General features: G+C 39.4%; 11 protein-coding genes. 2 read left to right on the top strand and 9 right to left on the bottom strand.

Annotated elements, in window-relative coordinates; genetic code table 11:
- Positions 1-673 precede the first annotated feature (673 nt).
- Positions 674-1,510 (top strand): mechanosensitive ion channel family protein, encoded by an 837-nt coding sequence (locus tag AC0VZ4_RS02285; protein WP_007378994.1) that lies wholly within the window; start codon positions 674-676, stop codon positions 1,508-1,510.
- Positions 1,511-1,900: 390 nt separating this feature from the next.
- Positions 1,901-2,062 carry a hypothetical protein gene (locus AC0VZ4_RS02280; RefSeq protein WP_475440790.1) on the top strand — a complete coding sequence of 54 codons (162 nt, stop codon included), beginning with the start codon at positions 1,901-1,903 and terminating at the stop codon, positions 2,060-2,062.
- Between the two features lie 331 nt (positions 2,063-2,393).
- Here the strand turns inward: AC0VZ4_RS02280 and tldD are convergent, their stop codons facing one another.
- The 9 genes from tldD to AC0VZ4_RS02235 all read right to left on the bottom strand — a co-directional run bounded on the left by tldD (position 2,394) and on the right by AC0VZ4_RS02235 (position 15,101).
- Entirely contained in the window at positions 2,394-3,833 is a 1,440-nt protein-coding gene (gene tldD / locus AC0VZ4_RS02275; protein WP_007378598.1) for a metalloprotease TldD, read from the bottom strand.
- Complete coding sequence (locus tag AC0VZ4_RS02270; RefSeq protein WP_475440789.1) at positions 3,830-4,669, bottom strand: carbon-nitrogen hydrolase family protein; 840 nt, start codon at positions 4,667-4,669, stop codon at positions 3,830-3,832. The genes tldD and AC0VZ4_RS02270 overlap by 4 nt, the downstream gene beginning before the upstream one ends.
- Positions 4,666-8,523 carry a YhdP family protein gene (locus AC0VZ4_RS02265; protein WP_475440788.1) on the bottom strand — a complete coding sequence of 1,286 codons (3,858 nt, stop codon included), beginning with the start codon at positions 8,521-8,523 and terminating at the stop codon, positions 4,666-4,668. The genes AC0VZ4_RS02270 and AC0VZ4_RS02265 overlap by 4 nt, the downstream gene beginning before the upstream one ends.
- Positions 8,523-9,995: a ribonuclease G gene (gene rng / locus AC0VZ4_RS02260; protein ID WP_475440787.1), complete on the bottom strand. Its 1,473-nt coding sequence runs from the start codon at positions 9,993-9,995 to the stop codon at positions 8,523-8,525. The genes AC0VZ4_RS02265 and rng overlap by 1 nt, the downstream gene beginning before the upstream one ends.
- 1 nt (position 9,996) lies before the next feature.
- The gene (locus tag AC0VZ4_RS02255; protein ID WP_475440786.1) at positions 9,997-10,566 is read right to left on the bottom strand and encodes a Maf family protein; all 570 of its coding nucleotides are present in this window, start codon (positions 10,564-10,566) and stop codon (positions 9,997-9,999) included.
- Positions 10,567-11,046 carry a rod shape-determining protein MreD gene (gene mreD, locus AC0VZ4_RS02250; protein ID WP_007378603.1) on the bottom strand — a complete coding sequence of 160 codons (480 nt, stop codon included), beginning with the start codon at positions 11,044-11,046 and terminating at the stop codon, positions 10,567-10,569.
- Positions 11,039-11,881 (bottom strand): rod shape-determining protein MreC, encoded by an 843-nt coding sequence (mreC, locus tag AC0VZ4_RS02245; protein ID WP_188085246.1) that lies wholly within the window; start codon positions 11,879-11,881, stop codon positions 11,039-11,041. Before mreC ends, mreD begins: the two co-directional genes overlap by 8 nt.
- The gene (locus AC0VZ4_RS02240; RefSeq protein WP_002958401.1) at positions 11,881-12,924 is read right to left on the bottom strand and encodes a rod shape-determining protein; all 1,044 of its coding nucleotides are present in this window, start codon (positions 12,922-12,924) and stop codon (positions 11,881-11,883) included. The genes mreC and AC0VZ4_RS02240 overlap by 1 nt, the downstream gene beginning before the upstream one ends.
- 134 nt (positions 12,925-13,058) lie before the next feature.
- Positions 13,059-15,101 carry an SUMF1/EgtB/PvdO family nonheme iron enzyme gene (locus tag AC0VZ4_RS02235; RefSeq protein ID WP_475440785.1) on the bottom strand — a complete coding sequence of 681 codons (2,043 nt, stop codon included), beginning with the start codon at positions 15,099-15,101 and terminating at the stop codon, positions 13,059-13,061.
- Positions 15,102-15,190: the final 89 nt, after the last annotated feature.

Here is a 15,190-nt window from a genome sequence, read left to right as displayed (position 1 = left end):
ATCTATAGGATCTGGACTATTCCACCACGGTACATCTAATTTACTCTCGATAAAATACAAGCAAAGGCATTATTGATGTTAAATAGCCTTTAATACCAACTGACATAAGTACCGGTACAATTTAACGAATTACCCCTCTCATAGCGTTGTTATAATTTTTATTTAAAACAACTAGATATAAAAAATATTACCTAGTCTTTAAGTATTAAAATTTATTTAACCTAGGGCTGCACATGTTTGGTATTTATACTGCTTTATCGCCTATTGATGGGGGTAACCGCACAACATAGGCTAACCCTTACCTAAAAGATAAACAGACTCTAGTTATAGTGCAATTTACCTATCGTTAAATAGACCTCATATCTAAATAACCTGAACTCTGGATAATAAATCTATCTCAAGCAGTTGTTTTCAGCGCTAACTGCGTTTAATTTACTGAAATCTCTAGCTAGAGAGAAATAAACTCAAATATCACTATAGTTCAATATGTTAGTAAATCTCTTAACCAGAGTTCAAGTAGAGTAGGTTGGTTTAACCATTGAAAATTACTGATAAAAACGAATACTCCTTAGCATTAATTTGCTAAAGGGTTTTTATTTGCGTTAAATTAGCCCATTGGCGAAATAAATCAATAAACTGGTCGTGTTTATCAACTTTAAACCATTAGGAATTTATGACTAAAGATATATTACTGCATCCGTTTCTTCTCTCACTAATAATGTTAACAATTGCATTTGTGCTTAAGATACTTGTCGATAAGTTAGCAAAAAGTCGCGCTGAGAAAAAAGAAAAAGATATTCGCTACATCGCGCATAATATTAAGCACTTTATTAACTTTGTAATGGTGATATCACTTCTCTTTGTGTGGTCTACAGAGATTCAAAACTTTGCACTTTCTATTGCCGCCTTTGCTGTGGCGATTGTACTTGCAACGCGTGAATTTATTCAGTGTGTAATAGGCTTTTTTTACCTAGTAACAACACGCCCGTTTAGAGTGGGTGATTGGATACAAGTTGGTGATTACTTTGGTGAAGTTGCTGAAACCGATTGGATAAAAACAACCATGCATGAAATTGATATACATACTTATCAATTTTCGAGAAAAACCATATACATACCAAACAATAAGCTAATTACCAGCTCGATTAAAAACTTAAACTTTGTAAAACGCTTTGTTACACACCATTTTATTATTGTCCGAAGAGAGAGCTTTAACCCGTACCCTATTCACGACACATTGACCGAACAGGCTAAGCTGTACTGCGAAGAGTTTCAAGAAGTAGCAAGCCGCTATAATTCGATGATTGAGCGTAAACTTGATGCAAAAATATCTGGCCCAGAGCCTGTAATTCACTTTGGTACAACCGATTTAGGTGAGTTTAAAGCAAGCTTTACCTTGTTTTGTCCTACAGAAAAAGCGCTTGAGATAGAGCACAAATTAACAGAGTGCTTTTTTGCGTTATGGTATAAAGAGGCTGAAAAAACTAAAGGGGATGAGGGAGAAGTATAAACCTCACCTACACAGAGTAAAAATACAAATTGTAGGTGCGAATTTATTTCGTGCTCTATTTCTAAGCTTATATTTAAAAAGCGAGGTGTAAAACCTCACCTACACAGAGTAAAAATACAAATCGTAGGTGCGAATTTATTTCGCGCTCTATTACGTGAGCGTATATTTAAAAAGCGAGTGTAAAACCTCACCTACCCAGAGTAAAATACAAATCGTAGGTGCGAATTTATTTCGCGCTCTATTACGTGAGCGTATATTTAAAAAGCGAGTGTAAAACCTCACCTACCCAGAGTAAAAATACAAATCGTAGGTGCGAATTTATTTCGCGCTCTATTACGTGAGCGTATATTTAAAAAGCGAGGTGTAAAACTTCACCTACACTGAGTAAGAATGCAAATTGTAGGTGCGAATTTATTTCGCGCTCTATTACGTGAGCGTATATTTAAAAAGCGAGGTGTAAAACCTCACCTACCCAAAGTAAGAATGCAAATTGTAGGTGCGAATTTATTTCGCGCTCTATTACGTGAGCGTATATTTAAAAAGCGAGTGTAAAACCTCACCTACCCAGAGTAAAAATACAAATCGTAGGTGCGAATTTATTTCGCGCTCTATTACGTGAGCGTATATTTAAAAAGCGAGGTGTAAAACTTCACCTACACTGAGTAAGAATGCAAATTGTAGGTGCGAATTTATTTCGCGCTCTATTACGTGAGCGTATATTTAAAAAGCGAGGTGTAAAACCTCACCTACCCAAAGTAAGAATGCAAATTGTAGGTGCGAATTTATTTCGCGCTCTATTTCTGAGCCTATATTTAAAAAGCGAGGTGTAAAACCTCACTTTCATCAAAACGAAAGCGCGAATCCACTTCGCGCTCATGGTTTTTTATGCTGTACCACCCACTGTTAACTGATCAATTTTAAGACTTGGTTGGCCTACGCCTACCGGTACGCTTTGACCATCTTTACCACAAACACCAACACCTTTATCAAGTGCTAAGTCGTTACCAACCATAGATATTTGCTGCATTACTTCTGGGCCATTACCAATAAGCGTTGCGCCTTTAATTGGCTGAGTAATTTTACCGTTTTCGATTAAATACGCTTCTGATGCGCTAAATACAAACTTACCTGAGGTTATATCAACTTGTCCGCCGCCAAAGTTAGGCGCGAATACCCCTTTTTTAACACTACTGATAATATCGGCTTGGCTGTGCTCACCACCTAACATGTAGGTATTAGTCATGCGAGGCATTGGTAAATGTGCATACGACTCACGACGTGCGTTTCCGGTAGGATTTACACCCATTAAACGCGCGTTTAGCTTATCTTGCATATAGCCTTTTAAAATACCGTTTTCGATTAGCACGTTGTAAGCCGCTGGTGTACCTTCGTCATCTACGTTAAGTGAACCTCGACGGTCAGCCATTGTGCCATCATCAACAACAGTACACAGCTCAGATGCTACTTTTTGGCCCACTTTACCACTAAACGCAGACGCGCCTTTACGGTTAAAGTCGCCTTCAAGGCCGTGCCCTACCGCTTCGTGTAAAAGCACGCCAGGCCAACCATTACCAAGTACAACTTCCATCGTGCCTGCAGGTGCATCAATAGCTTCAAGATTTACTTTAGCTTGGCGTACCGCTTCTTCTGCAAACTCCATCCAACGCGGTTTACCATCAACAAGCTCTTTAAAATAGCCATAATCTAAACGTGCACCACCGCCTGCGCCGCCGCGTTCACGGCGACCATTTTTTTCAAGCAGTACTGAACAGTTTAAGCGAATAAGTGGGCGAATATCGGTAGCAAACGTGCCATCACTTGCCGCGATTAATACTTCTTCGTATACCGCAGACATTGAGCTAATTACTTGCTCTGCATCGGGTGCTAATTCACGAATGTAGTTTTCAAGTTCGCGTAATAAATTAACCTTGTCGGTATCGCTCATACTCGAAATTGGTTGATGCGGTGCAAACTGCTCTTTAGCTTTAACATCGCTAAATACTTTAATTGCTCTATCTTCGCCAGCATCGGCAATGCTACGCGCTGCTGTTGCCGCTTTATTTAGCGCTTCAAGGTTTATTGCATCAGAGTAAGAAAAACCTGTTTTTTCGCCGCTTACAGCACGTACACCAACACCACGTTCAACGTTATAAGAACCTTCTTTAACTAAGCCGTCTTCAAGTACCCACGATTCGTGGTGGCTTGATTGAAAATATAAGTCAGCGTAATCCACTTTATGCTGATGTATGTAAGCGAGCGTTTTTTCGAGCTCTTCTCTATTTAGCAGGCTGTCATGTAGTAAATGCTGTTCAACCGAATTCATAATAAATGCTCTCTAAATCGTTGATGAGACTGCACGGGCATATCTCGTCTAATTTTTTGTAACTGGTCTAAATCTGCGTGGCAGCTTATAAAACCGGTGCCTGTTGGCAATTCGCTCAGGGTATTACCCCAAGGTGAAATAATAATACTGTGACCATATGTTTGTCGGCCATTTTCATGTGTACCGTGTTGAGCCGCTGCAACTACATAGCATTGTGTTTCTATTGCGCGAGCTGCTAATAGCGGTTGCCAGTGTGCTTGCCCTGTAACAACTGTAAATGCACTCGGGACTAAAATAATCTCCGCGCCTTGGCGAGCTAGATCATTGAACAAGCCACTAAAGCGCAGATCATAACATACTGTTAAACCTATTTTACCAAAGGGAGAATCAACCACCACCACATCGCTACCTGCTTGGGTAAAATCTGATTCTCGATAGCTACCTGTTTTATCATCTACGTTTACATCAAATAAATGTATTTTGTTGTACGTTGCAACAAGCTCGCCTTGATTATTGAGCAAGTGCGACGCTGCATGATATTTATGTTCATTAAATGGCTCTGGCATTGTGCCTGCATTTAACCAAATATTATGGTGTTGGCACAGTCCACTAAGTTGTAGTTTGTATCTCTCAACCTGCTTAGCAACAAGTAAAGTATCGCTGCCACTTTTACTAAACACTAAAAAAGCCTCAGGCAAACAAACAAGTAATGGCCTTGTTGCTGGAAGTGTTTTAAGTGCGCGTTTTAAGTTTGCTATGTTGTCATCAGGGTTTAGCCCTGAGCACATTTGTAGAGCAACTATTGTGGGTGTGCTTATGCTTGCTGTTTTGTTCATTGCGTTGCTGTTACTTGTGCATCTTTAAGTTTTAAATCGACTGATGCTTGTGGCTGATTTTGCGCAGCTTGAGGTAGCGTAACTTCACGACTTTTTCTGTCGAGTTCTTGCACAACAGGATCGTTCATTTTACCCGTTACTTTAAAGTTGATCTCTGAGATGACGCGCGCTGAATGAATAACCTTATCAAGGGCTAACGCAGCAAGCCCCGTGACAGGGTTGACCATCCATGCAACTATAACCGGAATACTTGAGGTTACCTGTGGCGCTACAGCAAGGTCATAATCTATATCAAGCGTGTTTAAATTTGCATAACCTTTAATAGTTAAATCGGCGGGCACTCCGTCCATTTTGGTATCTTTAGTGTAAGCAATACCGTTTTCTAACTGCATAGAGCCTTGCATACTGTTATAAAAAAAGCCCTTTGAAAAGACATCTCTAAAATCAAGTTTTAGCTTACGTACTAATGAATCAAGACTCAGTAACGAAAATACGCGTGCACCACCATCGCTGATTTCAGTTAAATGACCTTCGCCTAAATCCCACTCAATTTCACCACTTAGACTCGCAACATCAAAGTCGTAAGGGGCCGCTTGCCATGCTAGGCTATAGTTAATATTTGCTTTAGAATCTTTAATAGCCGTAGTGATATCAAACTCATTGAATAAAGAACCGATGTCATCACTTTTTAACTCTCCTGAAAACTCCGTTAAGCCGTTTTCCCACTGTCCTTTAGTGCGCAGTACATGATCGCCTTTATCAACCACCAGTTCTGAAATTAAGAGTCGCTTTCCATCACCTAATAACGAAGCGCTTACCTTATCGAGTTGATAGCGTGCAATTTTACAATCACCACATTCAAACTCTATGGCCGGTACTTTTGTTAACCAACTTAAATCAGCTATGGGTAATACGTCGGCCACTTCAAACTCTGGCTTAATTTTTTCAGCAAAATTAAGCCTTAAGTAATCGGTATTAATTCGTATGGGCTGGCTCGGTTGAGAGGTTGGAATAAATACATCAGCACGCAACTCTTTAGCATTTAACTTCAAATATAAATCATTTTTAGAAGGTGCTAAACGCATTTCAAAATCATTAAATACAATATTACTCACATTGATTTTTCCAATGCTTGCTACCACTTCATTTAACGGTGGCATAATGCCAGATGATTGATTTTCAGGGTTTGATCTGGCTGCATTGGTTATTTGATCAATAAGATCAAGCCAAGGCGTTAGCTCTGTTTGCTCAAGATTGATATTTACACTTAAATCTTTTTGATTCAGCCCTAAATCCTGCCCACCTAATATCAAGTGTGCATTACTAAATTGCGGCTTACCGTTTTCTAATATGGCATTGAAATAAAATTGTTGATTGGCATTGGCTGTAATTAAATTTGAAATTTTATCGCCTTGCACAACAGCATCAAGTGCCCATATTTTATCACTCGTTTTACCATACGGTGCAGGTAAATCACTGATTAAACCAATCAGATCTGAACTAACTTGTGCACGATAATTAAAGCCTTGTTCAGTAAAATCAAGTATTACACCAATATCTACATCACTTTTCCCTTTCAGGTAATCTTTTAAAATACCTTGAGCGCTGTCGATAAGTGTTTCAGCATCTAGCTGAGCGCTTATATCTATATTTACACGATAATCTTCGTTATTACTTTTACTGTCGTAATTAATACTTAACGGCATTCCCAGCCACGTTGCAGTAGCATCTTTGAGGGTTATATCATCGTTTTTAAAGTGTAATTCACCGTTTAAATCTTTAAGGTCAATTCCTGGAGTGGCGATATAAAGTGGTAAGCCGTTTAAGCCGACCGTTCCACTCACGCTTGCACCATCTTTAAACTTAGAGCCAACTAATAACTCAATGCTTGCATTAGCTTCTCCTTTGCCTTGAACAATACTAAATATTTCAGCAAGTGGGTTGGCAATCGGAGTGGCTGTAAAAAAGTCATGCAATTTTTCCATCGCTACTTTTTTATCTATTTGCACAATAAGTTCATCGGCGTCCATTAAATCAGCAATACTAACTTGTACGCTGTTACCCAAGTCTAAATTGACTAACTTACCTTGCTGGCTATAAATATCCATACGTTCATTGGCAAAATGTAATTGTACATTCGCATTTGTCACTGAGGGCCACTGTGGATCAAACTGGTACGTTGCGTTATCTATTTGCGCAAGTACATCAAATTGCCCTAACCCATCTGTAAATGGAAAGCTTGTAAGCGGGCCTGCAAACAGCACTTGGGCCTTCGTTATTTCTCCAGCTTTAATTGCGCCATTTAAGTAACTTACAAGCTCAGGGCTCATTGCTTTTAGCGGGAAGTAATGCCCTGCAATATTGGCATCTGGTGCAAATGCTTCTGCATATAAATCTAAACGAGGCGTATCCCCGAGGCTCAGCTGCATTTCAGCAGCAAGTGTTATTTCATTATTATCAAACCAAATTTCATCACTACTGATGTGCCAACCTTCTTTTCGATTTACTAAATCTAAATCGATATTAATTTGATTATATTGGATATCATTACTAAAGTTTTCGCCAGTAACAAGCGTGCCATTTTCGCCAAATAAGCTAATACGTCCGCTTGCTTGATTTACAAGACCACTTACTCTTAACCCTTGAGCAGCCGGTACTGAATCGAGCTCTTGCCAACCAATATTGTCAGCCTCAAACCATAGCTGCCACTGCTCAACGCTTTCAAAATTTAAGTATGCTTGTTTAATCAAACCACTTGGTTCACGCTCTAAAAAAGGGGCTAAACCATTAAAATTAGTTAATCCAGCTAAATTATTTAGTAGTTCTAAATCAACTTGCTGTAACCATATTTTGTTTTGCGCATCTAGCTTTGCTTCAAACTCTAAACTTGGCCAAGCCTTGCTGTTACTAGCAAATGTTAAACCTGTACTTTTTAAGCGCCAACCATTTTGCTCTGGGTATAAATGAAATCCCCCTTCGCTTAAACTAACTTGTTGATTTTTTTCTTCATACTGCCAACGCACAAAGCTTGGTAACCATTGCACTTTTATATCGCTAAATAGCCCTTTTTCGAGCTTAAACCAAGCTTGTAAATTTATATCACTGTGTAATTGCTGCTTTTCACTTGTTATGTATTGCGCTAACCAGTTAGATACATCTACTTTATTTGCTTGCACATACATATCACCAATCACCTTTTCCAAGGTCTCACCCGATAAAGCAATGCGCGCATCAAAATTACCAACTGAGATACCAGGCAATGCCAAGCTACCACTGCCTAGGTGTTTTTTATCTTCATTTTGCCAAGTAATATTTTTAAGCATTACTTTACGCTCTTTACCATCTTCAAGTATGAAGTTGACGCTTGAATTCTCAATTGCAAAATGCCCAGTTTCACCTAAAAAAAGACCTTCAATGAGTTCTTTTTGTTCATAAGAAACTTCACCTTGCTCATTGCCATTAAATAAGTTGCCCATATTAACGCTGGTGTGAAAGCCACTAATAACAAAATAATTAGATTTTAACTGTAGCGTTTTTAAGCTTTCCCACAAATTAAGCTCTAAACTGGTTTTTGCGATGGTAAGAGAAATAGGGGCCGTTTCATTATCTTTAAAGGATAAATTTTCAAGAACCAAAGCGGGGCCACTACCCTGCCAACTTGCTGAAATAGAACCAATTGAAAGGCTGACATCAAATTTACTGTGTAAGTACGTTTCAATATCGCCTTTATAGTCATTAGCATAAGGAAGTGTATATTTTAAAATAGAAACAATAACGGCCAGTAATACCAAAATTATGGCGCAGGTTTGCCATAACTTTCTAAAACAAAAAAAACAGACCGCTTTTGCTTTCATTACATCATTACCACATCAAACTGTTCTTGGCTGTATAAACTCTCGGTTTGAATATGTACTTGCTTACCAATAAAAAGCTCAAGTTCCGCTAGGTTATGATATTCGTCATTAAGTAAAGATTCGCTCACTGCTGGGGCAGCGTACACCATAAATTTATCGGCTGCGTAAGCGCGATTAACGCGCACTATCTCGCGTAATATTTCATAGCATACTGTTTCAACTGTTTTTTGCGAACCACGGCCTGAACATGCAGGACATACATCACATAAAATATGTTCTAGACTTTCGCGCGTACGCTTACGGGTCATTTCCACTAAACCGAGTGCAGAAAGACCATTTATATTCGTTTTGGTGCAATCTTTCGATAACGCAGATTCAAGTGAATGTAATACGCGGCGTTTGTGCTCTTCGCTTACCATATCAATAAAATCGATAATAATAATGCCGCCTAAATTACGTAGTCTGAGTTGACGGGCGATAGCCGAAGTAGCTTCTACATTGGTATTAAAAATAGTTTCTTCTAAATTACGATGGCCAACAAAAGCTCCAGTGTTTACATCAACAGTGGTCATCGCTTCGGTTTGATCAATAATGATATAACCGCCCGATTTTAACGTTACTTTACGATGTAATGCTTTTTGTATTTCATTTTCGACATCAAACAAATCAAATATTGGGCGCTCACCTGGATAATACTCAAGTACTTTAGAAAGCAGTGGTACAAACTCATCAGTAAATAACTTAAGCTCTTGATAAGTCAATTTTGAGTCAACACGAATACGCTCCATGTCTTCACCTACATAATCACGAAGCGTTCTGAATGCAAGTGTTAAGTCTTCATGTAAGATGCTCGCTTTACTTGTTTTTTTTCTGCGAGATACTATTTTTTCCCATAACTTTCTTAAAAACTCAGCATCGTGCCTTAGCTCTGCTTCGATTGCACCCTCGGCTGCTGTACGCACAATAAAACTGCCATTTTCATCGCCATATTCCGCAACTATTTTTTTAAGGCGTGCACGCTCTTCTTCGGTTTCGATGCGTTGGCTAACTCCTACATGAGTAGCATCGGGCATAAATACTAAATAACGAGAAGGAATTGTTATATCTGTGGTGAGTCTTGCACCTTTAGTACCAAGCGGATCTTTAACCACTTGCACCATAATGTATTGACCTTGGCGAACTAACTCACGAATATCTTGTACTTTTTTTATCGGAGTGTCGTCAACCCCTTCTACAATTGATGCGCTGTTTACGATATCTGACGCATGCAAAAAAGCCGCTTTTTCAAGGCCTATATCAACAAAAGCAGCTTGCATTCCTGGTAATACACGACTTATTTTCCCTAAGTAAATATTACCAACAATACCGAGGTTGCCAATACGCTCAAGTTGAATTTCTTGTAATACACCGTTTTCTATTAAGGCAACACGGCTTTCGCTTGGTGTGACATTGATCAGTAATTCTGTACTCATGTTACCTTCTTAAGAATGCTTGTAATAATTGTTCGGTCTCATATAAAGGTAAGCCTACAACACAAAAATAGCTACCCGAAATATGAGTAACAAAGCGACCGCCTAAACCTTGTATTCCATAGCCACCGGCTTTATCTTGTGGTTCACCACTTAGCCAATATGCTTTTATTTCTTCATCGGTGAGGGTTTTAAACGTAACGTCAGTACTTACTACGCAACTAAGTATTTTATCTTTACTAGCAAATGCGATTGCCGTTAACACTTGATGTGTGTTACCTGATAAGCGCTTTAATGTTTGCGTAAAGTCAGCTTCATCACGAGGCTTACATAAAGACTCGTTATCAATAACAACCACTGTATCACTACCAAGCACCGGTCGGTCGGTATAGCCAAGCTCAACACCTAAGCTTGCCTTTAAACGCGCTAAACGCTCTACATAATGATGTGGCTGCTCATTAGGCAACTGGCTTTCGTCTGCATCAACACTAAATTGCGAAAACTCGATGCCTAACTGATTTAGTAATTCTTTACGGCGGGGAGAGGCTGATGCCAAATACACTGAGGTAGTCATTTACCTGATCCTAAAATGTCTGCGGTACTTACGAAGTAATGAAAATACCCAAAACCAACTCACCATACCGGTAAGCACTGGCCATAAATATTGTGGATTAAAATAAACACCGAGTAAAAAGTGATTTAACCAAAACTGCATTAAATGATAAAGCGTTAAAAACAAACCAATTAATAAGCTTTGCTGCCAAAGCGAAAAATTACGAATTTTTTGGAAATTGCTTGCAGTTACAAAAATACAAATCGAATAAGTCAGTGAATTCACACCAAGTGGCGAACCAGAAGCTAAATCAATTAATAAGCCAACCACCCATGCTGTAGCAATATTTAAACGATGCGGTAATGCAAGTGACCAATACATCAAAACAAGTAATACCCAATCAGGGCGAAATGGTTCAAACGAAAAAGGTAATGGCATTAACGCCATAACTAAGGCAAAAAATATGCTCAACCCTATTAACAATGAATAACGGCTAATCATTATTTAGACGCTCCTGCTTATTGCGCCACAAAATAACTAATAAACGAATACGATCTAGCTGAGCAATTGGCTCGGCATATACTTGAGCAAATGGCTGACCTTCATCTCGGTTAATTTCAGTTACAACAGCCACGGGGTAGCCTTCTGGGAATGTGCCGCCTAAACCTGACGTAACGAGTACATCGCCAATACGCACATCTAAGCTATGTGGCACATGCGAGAGTTTAACGACATTAATTTTACCAATGCCTTCGACCACGGTGCGCACATCATTACGTAAAATACGTACCGGCGTAGCATGCGTGGTGTCTGTCATTAGCAATACCCGTGATGTCGTCGATCCTACTTTAGTAAGTTGCCCTACCACTCCCATTTCATCAATAACGGCTTGCCCCTCACTGAGTTCATCGGTTGTACCACGATTAATTACCACTTGGTGACTATATGGATTTGAATGAACTGAAAGCACTTGCGCAATAATTTTACGATTAGACTGCTTTGCCGATGAGCCAAGTAGGGCACGTAGTTTTTGATTTTCTCTAGCTAAGAATTGATATTGCTGAAGTTGCTCACTTTGTAACATTTGCTTTTTTTTAAGCGCTTCGTTTTCAGTAAGAAGTTGATCACGTGTATGCAGGCTTTTGGCACTAAAACTAAAAAGTTCATATGGTAAATTAGCAACATAAATTAGCGGGCTAACGAGGGTATTGAGGCTAGTACGAACAACCGTACCACCTTGTGTGTATCTATCACCAATTATGAGTACGATACTCAAAAACACTGCGACAAAAAGTCGCAGTTGTAAGGAGACGGCTCGTCCAAACATTAATTTCATTAATCGTAACTAAAAACATCACCACCATGAACATCGATCATTTCCAGCGCTTTACCACCACCACGTGCAACACATGTAAGTGGATCATCGGCAACAACAACCGGAATACCCGTCTCTTCCATCAATAAACGGTCTAAATCTTTTAGCAATGCACCGCCGCCAGTCAATACCATTCCGTGCGCAGAAATATCTGACGCAAGCTCTGGTGGAGACTGTTCTAGTGCAACCATAACTGCACTTACAATACCCATTAATGGCTCTTGTAGCGCTTCTAAGATTTCGTGTGAGTTAAGTGTAAATGAGCGTGGTACACCTTCAGCTAAATTACGGCCACGTACTTCAATTTCGATTGGCTCGTCAGTTTTAAACGCAGAGCCAATTTGATGCTTAATGTTCTCAGCTGTTGCTTCACCAATTAAGCTACCAAAGTTACGGCGCACATAGTTAATAATCGCTTCGTCGAACTTATCGCCACCAATACGTACAGATGATGAGTAAACAACGCCGTTAAGTGAAATAATAGCAACTTCAGTTGTACCGCCACCAATATCAACAACCATAGAACCGGTTGCTTCTGATACTGGTAAGCCTGCGCCAATAGCGGCTGCCATTGGCTCTTCAATTAAGTAAACTTCACGAGCACCGGCACCCATTGCAGATTCACGTATTGCACGTTTTTCTACTTGAGTAGCACCACATGGAACACAAATTAGCACACGTGGACTTGGGCGCATAAAGTTATTGTTGTGCACTTGCTTGATAAAGTGCTGTAACATTTTTTCTGTTACATAAAAGTCAGCAATTACACCATCTTTCATTGGACGAATTGCTTTAATATTACCTGGCGTACGACCTAACATTTGCTTTGCTTCAGTTCCTACTGAGGCTACACTTTTAGGTCCACCAGCACGCTCTTGGCGAATAGCAACAACTGAAGGTTCGTTTAATACAATACCTTCTTCTTTTACATAAATTAGGGTATTGGCTGTACCCAAATCGATCGATAGATCGTTAGAAAAAATACCACGGAGTTTTTTAAACATGAGGCTGGATGACCTTTGAAATACGTTCTTATGTTAGCTGCCTTACTTTAACATGCTTAGTTATGTGAGCAATATAAAGCGCAGCTGCCTTTGTAAATTTGTGAAAAAAGGAAGCTAAGCTTCCTTCTTAAATTTTATCGTTCACGTACTAGACGAAAACCAATGTAATTAGATCTAAAATCAGGTGCTAAAATTAAGCGCGTTGAAGCACGAGCAAGACTTGGTGCAAAATTCCACGCCCCACCTCTTACTGCAATATCAGATTCACCTGATTCTTTATTGGTCCATTCCCATACATTACCTACAGTATCGTATAGTCCAAATGCATTCGGTGAAAAAGAACCAACTGGTGCAGCGCGCTTATTTGACCATTCACTACCACACCAACCACAGTTAGCTAAACCTTTACCAATTTCGTTACCCCAAGGGTATTCGGTTTCAGTACCGGCTCGTGCAGCATATTCCCATTCAACTTCATTAGGTAAACGAAATTGCTGCCCGGTTTGACCTGATAACCATTCCGCATACGCTTTAGCATCGTTATAGGTTAAGCATACAGCAGGAAAGCTACTATTTTGATCAAATCCTGGATTGCGCCAATTTAAGTTTGCTTCCCATACTGGTTCGCCATTTAAATAATATGCGCACCCTTTATTTTGCTCTGCTTGTGTTTTGTAACCGGTATTTGCTACAAATTTTTCATAGGCTCCAACGGTCACTTCTCGACTTTGCATCGCAAATGAATTGGCGATCACTTTTTCAACAACCGGACGCTCATTCGCTAAACCATTGCCGTTAATATCGCCCATTTTAAACTTGCCTGCTGGAATAACAACAACAGCGGTCTGAACATTTTCATTTAATACATTTATATTTTCATTAACCTGACGGGTAGTCACTTCTGTTTGCTCACGAGTGTATGTCGGTGCAGCAATCGACTCAGGCTTTTTTACTAAATTTACATGAATAGTCTGTGCTTTATTTAAATCTACACGTGCTTGGTAGGGTTTGTAACCCAACTTACGCACTTCTACATTATGAACTCCACGCGGTAAACTAGTTACTAAACGAGTGGAACCAAAACTAACACCATCAATAAAAACTTCGTCGTCGTAAACATTAGAGCGAAGCGTTAACTCTACCTGTTTATTGTTATCATTTGTGGTAATAACACGATTATTGCTAGCAACAGGTTTCATTGTGTAATTACTTACTGACGGCTCATCTAAACGAGATACCTGAACTGTTGCGCTATTATCCGCGCTATTACTGAATGTTAACTGACTATCTGAAAAAGTAGTGCCATAAGCTGGCTGATACACAGCGGTAAGTGGTGTCCCATACTCAGAACAATAATGGTTATCAACACTTAGTAAGTTACATAAACGACTGCTGTTGACTTCACCACGCATTGTGACGCTTAAATTAACGTTGTAATTACCTTGCCCACTAAAGGCGCTGCTCACTACATGACTACTTAAAATTTGTACTTGAGCGCCCGCCATATTACGTTTTGGCTCTACTAAGCGCTCTTCCGTTAAGTTGGCAAAAATTTGGTCTACAAAACGTTTTGTTGCTTTTTGTAAGCCCATTTGTTGGCCGCGTTGTTCACAAGCTGCAAGTGTTTCGGTGCGTTTACAGTTAATTGTATGATTAACTTCTAGCGTACCCTCACGCGTAAACTCATTACGTAAACGTTCAACTCGCGCTGTTGTTAGTTGCTCTTTTAAACTCTCTAAGGTGTTTAGTAACGTATGCTTAGCAACACGGATCTGTTCAATGTCTTTACGGTGGGATGCAATTGCCGCCAACTGCATAGAAATATCGTCTTTATTTTGCTTGTGATCAACCACCGCTTTTTGATAACGCGACTGAGTTGTACTGATATCTAACGTAGGATCGTCAATTAAGCGACGATACATTTCGTTCATTGCGTCAAGTGCTTGGTTTTTTTCTTTATCTAATTCAGTTGAACGAGAACGAAGTAACTCCAGTTGAGTTTGTAACTGATTTTCTTCTTTAAGATGTTTATCAAGTATTCTTGTCGAGCTATCGTATTCTGTTTGTTTAATACTAATTTCTGACTCAATTCCAGTTACAGTTGCTGTATCTTGTGCAAATGCACTACTAGCTAACAAACTAGCTGAAATTAACAGAGATAAAGGAGTAATTCGCATATATTCCAGTCCCAAAAAGCGGCAATTATTTGGTCGTTATTATTTTTTATAATTAAAGCCTTATGCTATGTACTTGCAGCACAAAATAC

The sequence above is a fragment of the Pseudoalteromonas sp. QJM3NY_22 genome (assembly GCF_056173065.1).
The sequence above is the reverse complement of the archived record's forward strand: the minus strand, read 5'-3'. Positions and strand labels throughout refer to the sequence as shown.